This window comes from Ignavigranum ruoffiae (assembly GCF_900110675.1).
GTDB classification, from domain to species: domain Bacteria; phylum Bacillota; class Bacilli; order Lactobacillales; family Aerococcaceae; genus Ignavigranum; species Ignavigranum ruoffiae.
The window spans coordinates 81,441-97,589 of the sequence record NZ_FOEN01000007.1 but is presented as its reverse complement, the minus strand read 5'-3'; the positions used below and the strand labels follow the sequence as shown (position 1 = coordinate 97,589).

Sequence of the window (16,149 nt, the reverse complement as noted above, 5' to 3'; positions counted from 1 at the left end):
TTCGAGGAGGTTCTTAATGGAAGATAAACGAAAAGTACTGATGAAATTATTCAGCTCGACCTTTATGCTTAGTTCCTTTACCTTTGGTGGTGGTTATGTCATCGTTCCCTTAATGAAGGAAAAATTCGTCGAAGATTTGGGCTGGCTTGAAGAGAAGGAAATGCTGAATATGGTGGCCATTGCTCAGTCCGCACCCGGGCCGATTGTCGTGAATACATCGATTATCTTAGGGTACAAAATTGCCGGACTGGCTGGAGCAATTGTAACTTTACTGGGAACTATTCTACCACCCTTAATCATCATGTCAGTGGTATCATATTTCTATCAAGTTTTCCGTGACAATCCACTCGTTCAAGCCGTCCTCAAAGGGATGCAAGCAGGGGTCGCTGCTATTATCATTAATATTGTCTTGAATATGGGACAGAATGTCCTCAAAGAGAAATCCTTGCTCTCGATAGCGATTATGGTTGGCGCTTTCCTGGCGACCTTTGTCTTTGATATTAATGTAGTCTATATTATTCTAGTATGTGGTCTTTTAGGCGCTCTACGAACGCTGCTTCATTTCCAAGAAGGAGGAGTATAAGATGTTATTGATTGATTTATTTATCGCCTTCTTCCAAATTGGTCTCTTAAGCTTTGGCGGGGGCATGGCGGCGTTACCGCTAATTCAATCGGCCATTGTCGAAGGTCATGGTTGGCTGACGATCGCCGAATTCTCCGATTTATTAACCATGGCTGAGATGACCCCAGGTCCAATTGCGATTAACGCTTCTACTTTTGTCGGCACCCGGCTCGCTGGTCCAACAGGAGCCATCGTGGCTACGCTGGGTTGTATCGCCCCCTCTTGTATTATTATTTCAGCTCTAGCCTGGTTCTACTTCCGCTACAAGGACTTACGCTTAATGCAAGGGGTACTCTCGGGACTGCGACCTGCAGTCGTCTCTTTAATCGCCACCGCTGGCTCGGCCATTGTCGTCCTGGCTTTCTGGGGCGAAGCGGGTGTCAGCAGTAATATTCAGGATATCAACTGGATCGCCGTCGTTATCTTCCTAGCTGCTCTATTCATCCAACGAAAAATAAAAATCAACCCGATTCTGATCATCATTGCCACGGGAATTCTCGGCGCCTTTATTTATCAATAAAGATTGGAGCTAGAATAAATTGAAAAAATAATTCACCGCAAAAATTTGATTGAGTCAGCGAGATTCCTTGTTTCGTTGCACGATAAGTGTCAAACAAAAATCTTACCTACGAACGAAGCTAATTGCCTTTGCAAGATACATGATTCCAAAATATAATGTAAAAAATAGGGTTGTAGGAAGTATTCATCTTCCCTCAACCCTATAATTTTAAATAAATAGACAATCATTTTGTATTGCTTTGCTTCGTGAGCTAGCCAGTCTTTTGGTTTTTCTTTTAATTTTGTTGGACTTGTCTCATCAGGTTAGCCATCTCAACGGCAGCTTGACCACATTCAAAGCCCTTATTACCAGCCTTAGTGCCTGCGCGTTCAATCGCTTGTTCAATCGATTCGGTTGTCAACACGCCAAAGAGGACCGGAATTTGATACTGCATAGAAACTTGCGCACAGCCCTTAGAAACCTCGGCACAGACATATTCATAATGACTGGTTGCCCCGCGGATGACGGTTCCCAGACAGATAATGGCATCATATTTATCTTGTTGGGCTAATTGGGCCGCTAATAATGGAATTTCAAAAGCCCCAGGCACCCAACAAATATCAATGGCTTCTTCGGCTACTTCAGAGCGTTTCAGAGCATCCAGGGCTCCAGCGAGTAATCGCTCATTGATAAAGGCATTGAATCGAGCAACGACAATCGCCACTTTAAGTTGCTGCCCCACTAAACTTCCTTCATATACAGTCATTCTATTCTTCCTTTCTTATTGTCCTTCAGCGATATTCAACAGGTGACCCATCTTGACTTGCTTGGTGCGTAAATAATTCTGATCAAAAGGGGTAACCGGCATAATAATCGGTAAGCGTTCAGTAATCTTGAGGCCAAATGCTTCCAATTGATAGACCTTATCAGGATTATTGGTCAGTAAGCGCAAGGTCTTAACTCCCAGAGCCCGTAAGATCTGAGCCCCCGCATAATAATCTCTTAAATCTCCCGCAAAGCCCAAGGCGTGGTTAGCCTGTAAAGTATCAAGCCCCTGATCTTGTAAGGCATAGGCCTGTAGCTTATTGACCAAACCAATTCCCCGACCTTCCTGGCGCATATAAAGCAAGATGCCACGTCCTTCTTGGTTAATCGCCTGCATGGCTGCAGCTAATTGCTGACCACAATCACAGCGCAAGGAGCCAAATGCATCGCCGGTCAAACATTCAGAATGAACCCGACACAGTACATCTTCACCACTAGAAATATCTCCTTTGACTAAGGCCACATGATGGTCTTGATTCACTCGATTGACAAAGCAATGGGCTACAAAGTCTCCATATTTAGTCGGCATGGCACTGATCGAGCTACATTCTAATAGCTCATCATAAATTTTGCGGTACTTTTGTAAATCTTTAATGGTAACCATGGTTATTTGATGCTCTTGCGCAAACGCCTTGAGTTGCGGATAGCGCATCATCCGACCGTCATCGGCCATGATTTCGCAGCAGAGTCCACATTCTTTCAATCCCGCTAAACGCAAGAAATCAACGGTGGCTTCGGTATGACCATTTCGTTCTAAGACTCCCATTGGTTTAGCCACTAAAGGAAACATATGACCAGGCCGACGGAAGTCACGAGCTGTACTGGCTTCATCCACCACCATTCGTGCAGTTAAACCTCTTTCTTCAGCGGAAATTCCCGTACTGGTCTGCCAATAATCAACCGAAACTGTAAAGGCTGTTTCATGATGATCAGTGTTGTGAGTGACCATCTGGGGAAAATTTAAGCGCTCAGCAATCTCCTTAGTCATCGGCATACAAATTAATCCCTTGGCATGGGTCGCCATAAAGTTAACATTCTCAGTAGTAGCAAACTCAGCCGCACAAATTAGATCTCCTTCATTCTCCCGATCTTCGTCATCCGTGACCAGAATAATTTGCCCTGCTTGTAAATCTTTTATCACTTGTTCCACTTGTTCAATCGCCATGGTAATCCCCTTTCTATCCCATAAAACCATGTATTTGAAGAAAATCTTGATTCATTTTGGTTGGACCTGTTTTGTCTTGATTAATGAATTTCTCGATATATTTTCCTACAATATCTACTTCTAAATTGACTGGATCACCCACAGCCCGATCGGATAAATTTGTCTGTTCCTGAGTATGAGGAATAATTGATACCGAGAAGGTCTGCGCCGTCACTTCAGTTACTGTTAAACTAATCCCATCAATCGCAATCGATCCTTTCTCGATGACATATTTGAGGATACTCGGGTTGGCTCTAATCGTATAGCGCTGGGCCATACCATCTGGACGAATCCGTTGAATGGTCCCAACCCCATCAATATGCCCCGATACGATATGCCCGCCGAAACGACCGTTAGCTGCCATCGCTCTTTCTAAATTGACCCGGTCTCCTGACGTTAATTTAGCCAAAGCAGTTCGATCCAAGGTTTCTTGCATCACATCCGCTGTAAAACTCTGATGAGCTAATTGACTAACCGTTAGACAAATCCCATTGACCGCTATCGAATCACCCAACTCCACATCAGTCAAAATCTCATGGGCCAAGATTTCTATTCGCTTCCCTCGATCTTTGCTCTGAATTTCCTTTAACCGACCAACTTCTTCAATAATTCCGGTAAACATTATTCAACCTCCATTCGCAAAAACATATCTTTACCTAATTGTTGGACTTCCTTTAAGTTTGTTGTCAGTGCCTGATTCATCTTAGCAAAGCCTTGTCCGGCAATCGGGCTTGGACTTTGAACTCCCCCTAGGACTTGATTGCCAAGATAAATCTGAAACTCATTGACTAAGCCTAAATCAACGAGTGAACCATGGATTTGCGCCCCGCCTTCAACATAGAGACTATCGATTCCTCGTTCACCGAGCATGGATAGTAATGCAGATAAATCTATACCGGATTCATTCTCGTTGACTTGGATCACTTCAACTTGCTTGGCTTGTAGTTGTTGAATTTTGCTTTGATTCTGACTAGACGTAGCGACTAATGTAGGAACTTGACTGGCTGAATGCACGAGCTGTGAATCCAGCGGAAGGCGAAGTTGACGATCACAAATGATTCTAACTGGTTGGCGATAATCACCAGCCAGCCGACAAGTTAGTAATGGATCGTCTTGCAGAACTGTATTGATACCGACCATAATCGCCATAAATTCATGACGTTGTCGGTGGACCTGTTCTCGAGCTAGGGGTCCGGTTATCCATTGAGAATCTCCTGTTCGACTGGCAATCTTGCCATCTAAAGTCATGGCATATTTGCAGATTACATAAGGCCGTCCGGTACGGATATAATGGAAGAAATAGCGAAGTTGATCACTGACTTGATCAGCCAAAATTCCTACATCCACTGAGATACCGGCTGCTTGGAGTCTTTCAACCCCTTTGCCAGCCACCAAGGGATTGGGATCTAAGCAAGCTACTACCACTCGCTGGATTCCTGCTTCAATGAGTGCCTCCGTGCAGGGTGGGGTCTTGCCCCAATGACAACACGGCTCTAAAGTGACGTAGATAGTGGCGCCAGATGGATCTTCTTGACAATTGGCTAGGGACTCTCGCTCAGCATGAAGACCGCCGAACTGCTGGTGATAGCCTTGTCCAATAATAGCTTGATTCTTAACGATGACTGCCCCGACCATGGGATTGGGATTGACCCATCCTTTCCCTTTTGCCGCCAAATCCATCGCAAGCTTCATATATTTAAGATCATCATTCATCATAATTTCCCCCAATAAAAAAAACATGCCCTGAAAACAGGACATGTAGATAAAAGCTTACATAAACATAGCATAAAAAAACCTTGAGCGGTTCTCTTACAGTTCATTTTATCTATCTTCTTTCATCCAGACTTTACTGTCGGCTTCGGACTCACACCGAATCTGCCTTACGGCTCGTGGGCTATAACCACCGGTCAGGAATTTCACCCTGCCCTGAAGATATTAGTTTTTTAATATTTATTTAATCTAAGTATAGGAAATAATGTAAGCCTTGTCAATAGCTTCGCATAAGACATTTTCTTTAAAATTTCCCAGGAAATGATCTATTCAATAGCTAGAATTTCTATTCTTGGCTAATCTTTAGGAACAGGCCCGACTATCTCCTCATAAATCGGGTCGAAAATCTGTTTGAAGACGTGTTGATTAAGCAATTGAGCCTGCAAATTCCTTAGTCGTTGTCGGGTTGCTGGCAAATCTAGCCATAACCTCAGCGAAGCCTGGGGACCATATTTTCGTAATAGGTATGAATAAGTATCTTGGCGGCAATAGTAATAATCTGCCTGGCTATAATAGTGATGAATAAAACTTAAAGTACGTTGTATTAAGCGATGAATCTCAATATCTCGATCTGCATCGGAGACAATCTTACCGTATATTGATCGTGGCTCGTATTCAATCGACGCTCTGTGATCTTCAACAGCTTCACCGATAAGCTGAATCTCTGATTGGCTAAAAAATTGATTTAAGTTTCGATCCTGATAAACAATCAATTTGGAGGCGGTCTCATGTCCTACCCGTCCCTTACTTAAGCCGAGGTCATGGTAAGCTGCTACCGTATAGACTAGATTCTGATTCACGGGTATCGATTCGGCTAAAGCCAAACTGTTCTCGATGACCTGATAGACATGTTCGGATTGATGGGCCGGATCAAAGGCTTGGTATTGAGGAATAATCTCTTGTTCGATATATTGTTGAAGATTCAAATTCAAGTGAACCGCCTCCTTTCTTAAGTAAATATAGATTGCTAATCAATGTATTTATAGAGGAATGATTGAAGTAAAATCAATCCGTCATTCTTGTGACTGAACTTGACTCCGGTGCCATTCATTGACTCGCAAATTAAGTTCTGCAAGGACTTGATCAGCATCGATTAAGTTTTCCGTCATAACAACTAGGCTGTATTGTGCTTGGTCGTTCTCATAATAAATTCCGGCATCATGTACATATTGATTAATTCGACCAAATTTATTGGCCATTCCTTGTTTGACATAGCTAGTAAATAATTGCCGTTCTTTCTCTTCTTTCATGAGTGTCAACAAGTATTCATATTTTGTCTCTTGACTGATCGCTGTCAAAGCCTGTGAGAGGGCCTCCGCCGTAATATAATTATCGACATAGAAATCTCCAGGTAAATCTTGCAGATTCATTCGTTGGGCCACAGCTTGAAGAATCGGTTGTACTTGACCATTATAAATCGAATATAACATATTGGTTGCTGTATTATCTGAATAGATAATCATTTCAGCCATTAAGTCTTTCAAGCTATATGAAGCTTGGGGTTGACCGTTAGTAATCGAGCCTGCACCATCAGCATGGTAGGATGCTGAATAGGGAAATTCAGTATCCAATTGATATACCCCACGATCAACTAGATCCAAGAATAGCATGGCATAGATCGGTTTGATAGTCGACGCAGCAATCCGATATTGGTCTGCATTTAAGCGATAAGCTTCTCCAGTCACATAATCTTGATAAACTATCGAAACGGCATTCGTATCTATATGATAATCGGTTAAGACTTTCTCAATGACTTGATCCACACTGGAGAATTGATCAGTCGCTAAGACTTGAAGTTGATTCTTTTTCAGTAATTCTTTGTCGTAAATGTCAGACGGGTAATCAAATTTAGCTAATTCTTTTTGTTCAGCCTCTTTAATCGCTTGAACAGATTCTTGGATTGATTCCTCTATAGCCTGACGGGTTGCCAGCTCCTGGCGGCGAGTTTGCTTAGTCAGTCCCAATACTAGACTAGAAGCCAATATGATAAGAACCAGGGTTAAGGCCAGGATCATTTTCTGGATCTTCGACACAACATTTTCACCCTTCCAAATAAACTTAGTCATATTGTACCCTAATGGAATGAAAATACAATTCATAAAGCATGTCTAAATACTTCAGCCAGAAATTATGCTATAGTTTAGCAAAAAGGAGCAAAGTCCAATGGATTATCAAACAGTGATGAAAGAATTGGAAAGCTTGGGTAAAGAACGAACCAAGAAGATTTATCTAAAGAACGGGGCTCGCGAACCTTTATTTGGGGTGAATACGGGGGCGATGAAACCCTTAAGCCGGCAAATTAAACAAGATCAGGATTTAGCAGAAGAACTTTATGCTAGTGGGAATTATGATGCCATGTATTTCGCTGGAGTGATTGCCGACCCCTTAGCCATGACCGAAGCGGACTTTAATCGCTGGCTGGATCAGGCTTATTTCTACATGATCTCGGATTTCGTAGTGGCGGTTACCTTAACTGAATCTTCGCTTAATCAAACCTTGGCCGATCAATGGATTCAATCAAGTCGTCCTTTGGATCGATCAGCAGGTTGGTCTACTTATTGTTGGTCCCTAGGACGCTGGCCAGATGAGCAATTCGATCAACAAAAGATGAATAAGCTATTAAAGCAGGCGCAAGCTGAAATGGCTGATGCTCCCGACGTGGTTAAGGCTAGTTTAGTTAATTTTATCCAAACGGTTGGCATTTCCTATCGCCCCCTTCATCAAGAAGCACTAAAGATTGCTGAGCAAATTGGTAGCGTGGAAATCATGAATCCACAACAGAAAATAAAAAAACTCTCGGCCTACGAACAAATTCAAAAGCAGGTCGAGAAAGATCGGATTGGATTTAAACGCAAATACGTGCGTTGTTAAGTCATTAATGGTCTTAGCTTGATAAACTGTCATTAAAAAACAAAAAAATTATTCGAACTATGATACTGGCAAGAGATTGTCCTACAAGTCAGGACTTCTCCAGATTCAATTCAATAGACATTGCCGAAGCTTATATTCGCTATGGCCATGTAAGCTAGGTGGATATTCAAGGATCTTAGCAGTGCCAATGGTTTTATTATTTCATTACGGCAGATAATTCATGCGAAAAACGATATAGCAAGTGGATACATGTATTTCTAATTTAATTTCTTATAAAACGTTATTTAACCCCCATTTCTGTAATTAGGATTGTCGGAACAGTCTCGACAAGTAAGATCCTAAATAAAAATGGGGGCAATATTGTATATTCAGTTAAGTTTATTGAATCCCATCAATCCGGATTGTTGATATACCAATCGCTTTAGGTCCTGAATGGCTACCCAAGACTGGAGTTAAGTTACTTACCAAGAATAATTTGGCTTTGCTGATTTCATCAGCCATTTGTTTCTTGACTTCTTCTACTTCTTCAGGGTTATTGGCATGGAAAATTGCAATCATATATTCCTTAGATTGACCTAATTCCTCTTTAGCTTGGTCAATCAGAGCTTGCAAGCTCCGTTTGGTACCTCGGACTTTCTTGATAATACTTACTTCACGATTGACCTCAGATAGAATCGGATTGATATTTAACAGATTCCCAATGGCCCCCTTATATTTATTCAGACGGCCTCCCTTAATAATATAGGTCAGGGTTCTAAAGACAGCAAAGATATTAATATGTTGACCTACGCGGTCTAATTCGGACAAGACTTCATCAATGGTTTGTCCTTGTTGAACTAATTGCGCAGCATAGATCGCCAAAAGTCCCGTACTAGAAGCAATTTGGCCACTATTGACGATATATAAATCCATATCACTATATTCATCTTTAACGACTTGATAAAGTTGCTCCATACCGGTAATCCGATCCGATGAACAAACCAAAAGGGCTTGAGTATAGCCTTCCTTTTGTAATTCTTCTAATTTATTAATTACGGTCTGGATTGAAGGAATCCCAGTAGACAGGACATCATAATTCTCCATCGTGGCATAGAATTCTTCAGCACTAATATCGACTTGGTCATTATAGTGATTGTCACCCATTTGTAATTGATAAGGAATCAAAGCAATATTATATTTTTCAGCGATTTCAAAGGTTAAATCGGATGCGGTATCCGTAACAACGACGAGTTTATTCATCTTTTCCCCCTACTTTTCTATATCCTTCTGCTTGGATAATAATCGTTCCTAATAATTTTAAGGCAAAGGCATTGGCAATGACCTGAACACCTTCACTATTTAATTCAATTGGTTGAGCAGCAATGGTATATCTATCTTGATCGAAAACAGGTTTGAAAGTTCGCTGAATAGCTTGATCCAAAGCCAAAGCGAAAACATTATAGGCTTGTGCTGGTGGCATTAAAGCCAATTGTAAATCAACACCTTGCTTGACCCGATCGATACTCAAAATCTGTTTATAAATTAATATGATAATCAGATAAGCGATATGTTCTCGTTCATATTTCCTACCAGCTAATTTAGGAATAATGCCACGTTTGCTGTAATTTTGAATGATCGTCTGCGTTATAAAATCATCTTCCGCGAATAATACGGAAAGTGTCTTTGATAAATATTCGACCACTTCACGATTAAACAGGGATTCTGCAGGTAAATCATCCCAGCGTGGACAACGAAATTTCAAGATGGCTTCGCTATCTAACATGATTAATCCTCCGTATCTAGTCAAGATAACCATATGTTAGCGATTTATAAAAGAAAAGTCAATATTTTTGAGGACAAAGATGGAGAACTGTGGACATTCGATTTTTATAATTCGATTTCCATCATGATTGGCGTATGGTCTTGACGACTTCCGGAGTCAATCATGGTTGAAGTAAGAACTTTATCGGCAATCCGGTTTGAGACTAACCAATAATCAATTCTCCAGCCTGAGTTATTAATCTTACTGGTCTTCACTCGTTGCGCCCACCAGGTATACTGCCCTTCGACATCACCATGTAGGTGACGGAATGTATCTGTAAATCCGCGATTCAATAACGCAGTAAAACCTGCGCGTTCTTCGTCTGTAAAGCCTGCATGCATATGATTAGATTCGGGATGGGCTAAGTCGATTTCTTTATGAGCAACATTATAATCTCCTGTAGCTAAGACAGGTTTGATTTGATCTAATTGACTGAGGTAATCAGCATACTTCTGATCCCAAACTTGACGATGAGCCAGTCGACGCAGTTGATCACCCGCGTTTGGTGTATAAACCTGGGTAATGAAACAATCATCGAATTCTAAAGTAATAATTCGTCCTTCGCTATCCATTGGTTCAGGTCCCCCAATTTTAGGGAAACTTACTTGAGGTTGGTAAGCCTTTTTGTATAAGAACATGGTCCCAGCATAACTCTTGCGGGCGGGTTCTTCAGAAGAAGTCCAACAAAGGTCATAGTCGGGGAAGTAAGAGACAAGAACTTCTAAATGTTTCTTAGTCGGACCTTTAATCGATAACTTTGTTTCTTGCAAGGCAATTATATCTGGATCCAATTCCTTAATCGTGCTGAGCACTTCTCGTGATAGAATAGCGCGCGCTGAATCTGAAGTTAAGGCTGCATTTAATGAATCAATATTCCATGAAATTAATCTCATAACTACTCTCCTTATTTAATGCTTATCATTTAAATTATAGCATAGACGTTTAGAACAATATAGAACAGAGACTTGATTAGAGATTAAATTAAAGATGATGGATAAAGGAATAAAATCAAGCTAGAAAGTCTATCTAATACTCTTAAACCGACACAATCAGTCTCTAAAAAAACAGCCTCTGACAAACGCTTGAGTGGATTGATTAGTTTTATAAATATCATAATAAAAATTTATAAAGGAGATTGTAGTGGATTCGAAAGAAATTATTAAATATTTAAAAGAAGATGGTGGGTATCTTGTCGGATCTGTTGGTAGTCATAAACATTTCAACCATCTTATTAAAAAGGTTAAAGTAACCGTTTCTCCTCCACTTAGGGATTTCCCTATTAAAACCCTGAATAGCATTTTTAAACAAGCTGGACTCAAATAACTCATTAAACTTTAGCCATATTTTCTTAATGATATTTAGGAGTGATTAAATGTATCTGTACTATGCTGTTTTCACAAAAGAAAATAATCAATATAATGTCCATTTTCCTGATTTAGCAGGTGCCTATACCTTTGGTAATGATATGACTGACGCATTAGCCATGGCCAAGGACTTACTTGAAGGTTGGTTATTAGTTGCCGAGAATGAACATGATAAAATCCCCCAAGCCTCAGAACCTGAATCGCTTAAAATTGAACCTGATGAGCTCCTGATTCCTATCCAAGTTGATTTAAAATTAGCCCGAGAAAAACATGAAGCTAAATTAATTAAGAAAACACTTACGATTCCCAAATATTTAAACGATATCGCAGTAAGCTATAACATTAATTTCTCCCAAACATTAACTGAAGCATTAAAAGAAAAACTAGGCGTGTAAAACGGCTAGTTTTTTTATGCTTATACACTTTGAGCAATCAATTCGTTCAATATCATTATTAGATTGGAAAAATCTTGACTCGCGATACTTTTTTCTAGTTTTAAGCCACTGATTAGCGATAAAAAAACCGAATCTTGGCGGCTATTGCTCTCAAAATTCGGAAATTGTGCTTCATTTTTTATTTAAAGGAGTCCTTTGAATCCAATTTTTCTCTGCAAACTCTATTGACCAACTAGTGTTACTTCCGATCGATTACACTATCTATTGTTTCGTCACGGGTGTCCGCATTTTTGTCTGCTTGAATTGAAGGAATCTCTTTGATATAGACTTTAGTCGGTGCATGTCCTTTGTGAACGAACTTGTTGACCATTTTACGGGCAAAGACATAGGTAAAGACAGCGACGAATAAATAAGGAATCACAAAGAATAGACTGATTAATGACCAAGCAAACAAAGGAATGGCGAAAGTGAAGAATCCGGAGAAAGCTTGGACGAAATAATCAGCCACACTAGGTTTCTCGTTATAGTAACGTTTTACTTCTTTCAAACTAATATCTAAAGTAGAATATTTCACCGAGTCTTGGGTCTGATTCAGACTAGCTTCCAGATTTCGTTGTTCGGCTTTTAATTCACGTAAATTATCTTGATAAGCAATTTTTTCGGCTGAAGGCAGATTCTCTTCCGCTAATTTCTTCTCTAAATCAGCAATCTCCGCCTTTACTTCTTCTAGCCTTTCTTGATCTTGATTAATTGTGTCGGTCTGATCCTGGCTAGACAAGGAAAAGTTGGCCACCTTGTAATCTTTCTTAATCGTTTGAATAAATTCTTGTAATTGTTCTTGAGGGACATCCACGGTAATAGAAGTTTGATTTAAGACACTTCGACTCATTTCATCAGAATACTGAGTCGAGCTCTGAGAGGTAACTTTGCCCTTAACAGCTTCTACGGATTGTAGGAAACGTTCGTAATCTTTCTGATAGGCTTTACTTTCAATCGTTGCCGACCCACTATAAGATACCTGTTGTTGACTGCTATATCCTGATTCAGATTTCTCAACATAATCCGTTCGTGTCGGTGTCGTATTTGGAAATAGATTAGTCGCATTGTCACAACCCCAGAGAAATAAGGCACAAAACAGGAACAAAACAATCTTCTTTAATTTCATGAGATTTCCTCCTTTTGTACTCATTATACTGAGTCTGATTAAACATTAGAAATAATATGACGTCTCTTCTTTGAATTCGTATGCATGGTTGAGCGTGTTTCTCGTTTGGCTATCGTAAAACAAAAAATCCCACAAGAACTCGCTGATTTAATACGACGTCTTGTGGGTTTGGTATTTGATAACAAAACTTAGGCAGACTGGTCTAAATCGCTATCCTTACTCATCTTATAGTTCGATGACTTCGCCAATATCGGTTAACAAACCTTGGCCATCAGGTAAACTGGCGACAAAAGCCTGGGGATCTTGTTTAATGAGTGGGAAGGTATTGTAATGAACCGGCATGACATGTTTAGCTTTGAGCCACTGAGCTGCTAAAAGCGCATCGCGCGGACCCATCGTGAAATTATCGCCGATTGGAATCAGCGCTAAGTCAATATCAAATAGGTCGCCATACAATTTCAAATCAGAGAATAGAGCAGTATCACCCAAGTGATAAAGGACCTGATCATCAGCTTCGATAATTATACCAGCAGCTAAGCCCAAAGTAACAGGTAAGCCATCGATTTCTAACGAGGAACCATGGATCGCCTGGGTGAAGGTTACTCGACCGAAATCAAAACGATGACTACCGCCTGGTTGCATACCATGACATTGAACGCCTTGACTCGCTAAGTATCCCGCCAGCTCTACATTACAAATCACTAGGGCTTGGTTGGCTTTAGCAATCGCGACTGTATCCCCAAAATGATCACTATGTGCATGGGTTAAAAGAATATAATCGACTTTAACTTGCTCAACCTCAAGATCGGTTCCTTCATTCCCTTCAATAAAGGGATCAATAATAAGTCGGTGGCCAGAATTGGGGAAGACTTGAACTACTGAATGATTATGATATGAAACTTTCATGGTAAGGCTCCTTTCTGCTTAGCTGAAATTATTCTGCATCAATGGACTGATATTCTACGGCTAATCCAGCTTGGACGGCAGGGCGCTGATTAATCCGTTCGGCCCAAGCCTTAACGTTAGGATAATCTGTTAATGATAAGAATTCATACGAGCCTGGATAGATCTTATCCAAAGCTAAGCGACCAAACCAAGACCAATTAATAATATCGGAAATAGTATAATCATCGCCACATAAATATGGTTGATGAGCCAGTACACCCTCAAGCACACTTAGCAGACGTTTGGTTTCCATAGCATATCGATCAATCGGATATTTCTGTTTGGTCGGAGCATAGGTAAAGAAATGACCGAATCCTCCACCAATAAAAGGTCCCGCCCCTACTTGCCAAAAGACCCAATTCAAACATTCAGTGCGGCCTGCCCAATCTTGAGGAATCAAGGCCTGATACTTATCAGCTAAATATAGTAGAATTGATCCGGATTCAAATACACGTATCGCTGGGTCTGCTGACGTATCTAACAAGGCAGGAATCTTGGAGTTCGGATTCAATTCAACAAAGTCAGAACCAAACTGATCGCCTTCTTGGATATTAATTAAGAACAAGTCATAATCTACCGAAAAACCTAGCGCTTTTAATTCTTCTAGCATAATCGTTACCTTAATCCCATTGGGTGTGCCGAGTGAATAAACTTGATAGTCATGGTCGCCTTGGGGCAAGCTTTGCTCAAATCGCTTACCTGCTGTCGGTCGATTACCAGAACGCTTAGAATTCTCGTCTTCCCATTGCCAAACTTTAGGAACTTTGTATGCTTCCATCTAATCCCTCCTTCTCTTACTTAACAACATTATATCATTGATTACAAAGAAAGATAAAAATAAGGCCGTCGATGGTTTAGATAGCTTCAAGAAGCAAAGCCAGATCAGTGAAAGACCGCCAATTCTATAATTATTCTGGTCTAGTAATTACCTAGCAACCCGGGTCTCAAGTACAGACCAAAAAAGGCGATTGAATTACTCCAATCGCCTAATATTGACACTCCAACAGCCTTAAACCAATCGCCAACGTTCTGAGGTAGTCTGTACAATTAATGATTTCTATCTTGCGTATAAAGTAGAAACAAAGCAATCAATACTAACCAGTGAGAAACCTGCCAAATGATGAAATTAAGTAATAAGGCCAGGCCAAAACTCAAGAGATTCCCTTTCTCAAAAGGATAAAACCCAATCAAAGTCTGATAGTGGGGATCAATCCGATATGTCTTGGCTAGACTTGAAATTAAAATAACTGCTACTGGAAATAAGATAAGCGGCAATGCAGCCCAATGATTATCTAACAGAAAGTAAACAAGCGACATGGCGTAATTATAAATCCAGAATTTCTGTGGCATAGTCGTTAATTTATTACGAAGCTGTTCCATTGTCATCACTCCTTATAAATTAAAGATACCAGATTTTGTCTGAAATACCTCAGTCCTCAGCCGTAATTTTAATCTTTTATAATATATCTAGATAAAATTGGTTGCCGACATCCAAACCAAATTTGGTAAAAGTGAATTGCCCATCTTTGATTGATACCGTTCCGAGTTTAAGGTGTTTGTCGATAGCTGTTCTATATTTTTCTTCGAAATTGATGTTGAATTTCTGATTAAGTTCGGTAATGGCAAAGCCTTTTATTAAACGCAGGTTCAACATGATGTATTCCTTTTCGCGATCTTCGAGTGACAACTGTTCTTGATAAGCAATCGGTTTCTGACCTTGGTCAATTTTGGCAAAATAATGATCAAATTGCCGGCAATTACTGTAACGAACCAAATCAATATTCGAATGGGCCCCTAAGCCTAGACCAATATAATTCGCTAGTGTCCAATATTTTTGATTATGACGACTTTCTGCACCAGGTCGGGCAAAGTTAGAAATCTCATATTGCTGGTAGCCCGCTTTAGCTAGCTCAGACTGTATGTAATGATACATATCGCGTTCTGCTTCATCTTCGATTAATTGAATTTGCCGCGTCTGAACCCAACGAGCAAAGGGAGTCCCTTCTTTTATCATCAAGGAATAATAAGAAATATGGTCCGGATTTAATGACAAGCCTTGTTTCAAGTCAGATTTGAGAATCGCCATATTTTGTTTCGGATTGGCAAACATTAAATCAATGCCTAAATTCTTGACACCCATCTTGCGTAATAAATCCACTCGGTCGCGAACGGTTTGACCATCATGTAGGCGACCCATCAAAGTCAATACCGCATCATCAAACGATTGGACCCCCATCGTATAACGGTTAAAGCCGTGCTTAAGATAGACTTCAAGGCGTTCCGCCGTGACCGATTCTGGATTCATTTCTATTGAAATTTCACAGTCTTCACTTACGTCAAAATAGGCGTAAATTGCCTGCATAATTCGATCCATCTCTTCAGCAGCCAGATAGGACGGGGTGCCACCACCAAAATAAATACTATCTAATAAGTAATCTTCTTTGGCATATAAAGCCATTTCTTTAATTAAATAATCGACATACTTCTTAATCATCCCTTCTTGTCGGGCAAAAGTAAGGAAATCACAATAATGACACTTCTTCTGACAAAATGGAATATGGACATAGAGTCCCATTGTTTCTTTCATATAAACCCTCTTCTTGTTTTCTTAAGTTTATTATAAAGAATCTATCGATGAATAACAGCCTCTAGACTAAATCTTAACAAAAAAACGATTTGAATCCGTTC

The 16,149-nt window shown here is 40.3% G+C and carries 19 protein-coding genes and 1 riboswitch; of the genes, 5 read left to right on the top strand and 14 right to left on the bottom strand.

Annotation, left to right across the window (positions count from 1 at the left end):
• Positions 1-16 precede the first annotated feature (16 nt).
• Positions 17-583, top strand: coding sequence for a chromate transporter (locus BMX34_RS06800; protein ID WP_092572089.1), 567 nt, complete (start codon positions 17-19; stop codon positions 581-583).
• A gap of 1 nt (position 584) precedes the next feature.
• Positions 585-1,142: a chromate transporter gene (locus BMX34_RS06795; protein WP_092572087.1), complete on the top strand. Its 558-nt coding sequence runs from the start codon at positions 585-587 to the stop codon at positions 1,140-1,142.
• 274 nt (positions 1,143-1,416) lie between these two features.
• Here the strand turns inward: BMX34_RS06795 and ribH are convergent, their stop codons facing one another.
• From ribH to BMX34_RS06765, 6 genes are all read right to left on the bottom strand, one after another.
• Complete coding sequence (gene ribH, locus BMX34_RS06790; RefSeq protein ID WP_092572085.1) at positions 1,417-1,887, bottom strand: 6,7-dimethyl-8-ribityllumazine synthase; 471 nt, start codon at positions 1,885-1,887, stop codon at positions 1,417-1,419.
• A gap of 15 nt (positions 1,888-1,902) precedes the next feature.
• Positions 1,903-3,111: a bifunctional 3,4-dihydroxy-2-butanone-4-phosphate synthase/GTP cyclohydrolase II gene (locus BMX34_RS06785; protein WP_092572083.1), complete on the bottom strand. Its 1,209-nt coding sequence runs from the start codon at positions 3,109-3,111 to the stop codon at positions 1,903-1,905.
• Between the two features lie 13 nt (positions 3,112-3,124).
• Positions 3,125-3,772 (bottom strand): riboflavin synthase, encoded by a 648-nt coding sequence (locus BMX34_RS06780; RefSeq protein WP_092572081.1) that lies wholly within the window; start codon positions 3,770-3,772, stop codon positions 3,125-3,127.
• Positions 3,772-4,866, bottom strand: coding sequence for a bifunctional diaminohydroxyphosphoribosylaminopyrimidine deaminase/5-amino-6-(5-phosphoribosylamino)uracil reductase RibD (ribD, locus tag BMX34_RS06775; RefSeq protein WP_234971693.1), 1,095 nt, complete (start codon positions 4,864-4,866; stop codon positions 3,772-3,774). Before ribD ends, BMX34_RS06780 begins: the two co-directional genes overlap by 1 nt.
• 107 nt (positions 4,867-4,973) lie before the next feature.
• Positions 4,974-5,088, bottom strand: a riboswitch (FMN riboswitch).
• Positions 5,089-5,216: 128 nt separating this feature from the next.
• Entirely contained in the window at positions 5,217-5,852 is a 636-nt protein-coding gene (locus BMX34_RS06770; protein ID WP_159428882.1) for an HD domain-containing protein, read from the bottom strand.
• A gap of 81 nt (positions 5,853-5,933) precedes the next feature.
• A complete protein-coding gene (locus BMX34_RS06765; RefSeq protein ID WP_159428881.1) occupies positions 5,934-6,953 on the bottom strand; it encodes a serine hydrolase in 1,020 nt (339 codons plus the stop codon).
• 130 nt (positions 6,954-7,083) lie between these two features.
• Between BMX34_RS06765 and BMX34_RS06760 the strand changes: the two genes are divergently transcribed.
• The gene (locus tag BMX34_RS06760) at positions 7,084-7,791 is read left to right on the top strand and encodes a DNA alkylation repair protein (protein WP_092572075.1); all 708 of its coding nucleotides are present in this window, start codon (positions 7,084-7,086) and stop codon (positions 7,789-7,791) included.
• 378 nt (positions 7,792-8,169) lie between these two features.
• On the opposite strand, the gene BMX34_RS06755 is transcribed toward BMX34_RS06760, so the two are convergent.
• From BMX34_RS06755 to BMX34_RS06745, 3 genes are all read right to left on the bottom strand, one after another.
• Positions 8,170-9,030: a DegV family protein gene (locus BMX34_RS06755; RefSeq protein ID WP_092572073.1), complete on the bottom strand. Its 861-nt coding sequence runs from the start codon at positions 9,028-9,030 to the stop codon at positions 8,170-8,172.
• Positions 9,023-9,553 carry a DUF1836 domain-containing protein gene (locus tag BMX34_RS06750; protein ID WP_159428880.1) on the bottom strand — a complete coding sequence of 177 codons (531 nt, stop codon included), beginning with the start codon at positions 9,551-9,553 and terminating at the stop codon, positions 9,023-9,025. The genes BMX34_RS06755 and BMX34_RS06750 overlap by 8 nt, the downstream gene beginning before the upstream one ends.
• Positions 9,554-9,657: 104 nt before the next feature.
• On the bottom strand, positions 9,658-10,485 hold the full coding sequence (locus BMX34_RS06745) for an exodeoxyribonuclease III (protein ID WP_092572069.1): 828 nt from the start codon (positions 10,483-10,485) through the stop codon (positions 9,658-9,660).
• A 247-nt stretch (positions 10,486-10,732) separates the two neighbouring features.
• On the opposite strand from BMX34_RS06745, the gene BMX34_RS06740 reads away from it, so the two are divergent.
• On the top strand, positions 10,733-10,915 hold the full coding sequence (locus BMX34_RS06740; RefSeq protein ID WP_092572068.1) for a type II toxin-antitoxin system HicA family toxin: 183 nt from the start codon (positions 10,733-10,735) through the stop codon (positions 10,913-10,915).
• Positions 10,916-10,964: 49 nt separating this feature from the next.
• Positions 10,965-11,351 (top strand): type II toxin-antitoxin system HicB family antitoxin, encoded by a 387-nt coding sequence (locus BMX34_RS06735; RefSeq protein ID WP_092572066.1) that lies wholly within the window; start codon positions 10,965-10,967, stop codon positions 11,349-11,351.
• Between the two features lie 238 nt (positions 11,352-11,589).
• On the opposite strand, the gene BMX34_RS06730 is transcribed toward BMX34_RS06735, so the two are convergent.
• The 5 genes from BMX34_RS06730 to hemW all read right to left on the bottom strand — a co-directional run bounded on the left by BMX34_RS06730 (position 11,590) and on the right by hemW (position 16,048).
• On the bottom strand, positions 11,590-12,516 hold the full coding sequence (locus tag BMX34_RS06730) for a DUF4349 domain-containing protein (protein ID WP_159428879.1): 927 nt from the start codon (positions 12,514-12,516) through the stop codon (positions 11,590-11,592).
• A 225-nt stretch (positions 12,517-12,741) separates the two neighbouring features.
• On the bottom strand, positions 12,742-13,422 hold the full coding sequence (locus BMX34_RS06725; protein WP_092572062.1) for a metal-dependent hydrolase: 681 nt from the start codon (positions 13,420-13,422) through the stop codon (positions 12,742-12,744).
• A 28-nt stretch (positions 13,423-13,450) separates the two neighbouring features.
• Complete coding sequence (yghU, locus tag BMX34_RS06720; RefSeq protein ID WP_092572060.1) at positions 13,451-14,239, bottom strand: glutathione-dependent disulfide-bond oxidoreductase; 789 nt, start codon at positions 14,237-14,239, stop codon at positions 13,451-13,453.
• 269 nt (positions 14,240-14,508) lie between these two features.
• Complete coding sequence (locus tag BMX34_RS06715) at positions 14,509-14,841, bottom strand: hypothetical protein (protein WP_092572058.1); 333 nt, start codon at positions 14,839-14,841, stop codon at positions 14,509-14,511.
• A 76-nt stretch (positions 14,842-14,917) separates the two neighbouring features.
• Positions 14,918-16,048 (bottom strand): radical SAM family heme chaperone HemW, encoded by a 1,131-nt coding sequence (hemW, locus tag BMX34_RS06710; protein WP_092572056.1) that lies wholly within the window; start codon positions 16,046-16,048, stop codon positions 14,918-14,920.
• Between the last annotated feature and the right edge of the window lie 101 nt (positions 16,049-16,149).

Bases quoted from the DNA above. Each gene is read 5' to 3' on its own strand.
- BMX34_RS06800 (WP_092572089.1), top strand. From the start codon at position 17: ATGGAAGATAAACGAAAAGTACTGATGAAATTATTCAGCTCGACCTTT.
- BMX34_RS06795 (WP_092572087.1), top strand. From the start codon at position 585: ATGTTATTGATTGATTTATTTATCGCCTTCTTCCAAATTGGTCTCTTA.
- ribH (WP_092572085.1), bottom strand. From the start codon at position 1,887: ATGACTGTATATGAAGGAAGTTTAGTGGGGCAGCAACTTAAAGTGGCG.
- BMX34_RS06785 (WP_092572083.1), bottom strand. From the start codon at position 3,111: ATGGCGATTGAACAAGTGGAACAAGTGATAAAAGATTTACAAGCAGGG.
- BMX34_RS06780 (WP_092572081.1), bottom strand. From the start codon at position 3,772: ATGTTTACCGGAATTATTGAAGAAGTTGGTCGGTTAAAGGAAATTCAG.
- ribD (WP_234971693.1), bottom strand. From the start codon at position 4,866: ATGATGAATGATGATCTTAAATATATGAAGCTTGCGATGGATTTGGCG.
- BMX34_RS06760 (WP_092572075.1), top strand. From the start codon at position 7,084: ATGGATTATCAAACAGTGATGAAAGAATTGGAAAGCTTGGGTAAAGAA.
- BMX34_RS06755 (WP_092572073.1), bottom strand. From the start codon at position 9,030: ATGAATAAACTCGTCGTTGTTACGGATACCGCATCCGATTTAACCTTT.
- BMX34_RS06750 (WP_159428880.1), bottom strand. From the start codon at position 9,553: ATGTTAGATAGCGAAGCCATCTTGAAATTTCGTTGTCCACGCTGGGAT.
- BMX34_RS06745 (WP_092572069.1), bottom strand. From the start codon at position 10,485: ATGAGATTAATTTCATGGAATATTGATTCATTAAATGCAGCCTTAACT.
- BMX34_RS06735 (WP_092572066.1), top strand. From the start codon at position 10,965: ATGTATCTGTACTATGCTGTTTTCACAAAAGAAAATAATCAATATAAT.
- BMX34_RS06730 (WP_159428879.1), bottom strand. From the start codon at position 12,516: ATGAAATTAAAGAAGATTGTTTTGTTCCTGTTTTGTGCCTTATTTCTC.
- BMX34_RS06725 (WP_092572062.1), bottom strand. From the start codon at position 13,422: ATGAAAGTTTCATATCATAATCATTCAGTAGTTCAAGTCTTCCCCAAT.
- yghU (WP_092572060.1), bottom strand. From the start codon at position 14,239: ATGGAAGCATACAAAGTTCCTAAAGTTTGGCAATGGGAAGACGAGAAT.
- BMX34_RS06715 (WP_092572058.1), bottom strand. From the start codon at position 14,841: ATGGAACAGCTTCGTAATAAATTAACGACTATGCCACAGAAATTCTGG.
- hemW (WP_092572056.1), bottom strand. From the start codon at position 16,048: ATGAAAGAAACAATGGGACTCTATGTCCATATTCCATTTTGTCAGAAG.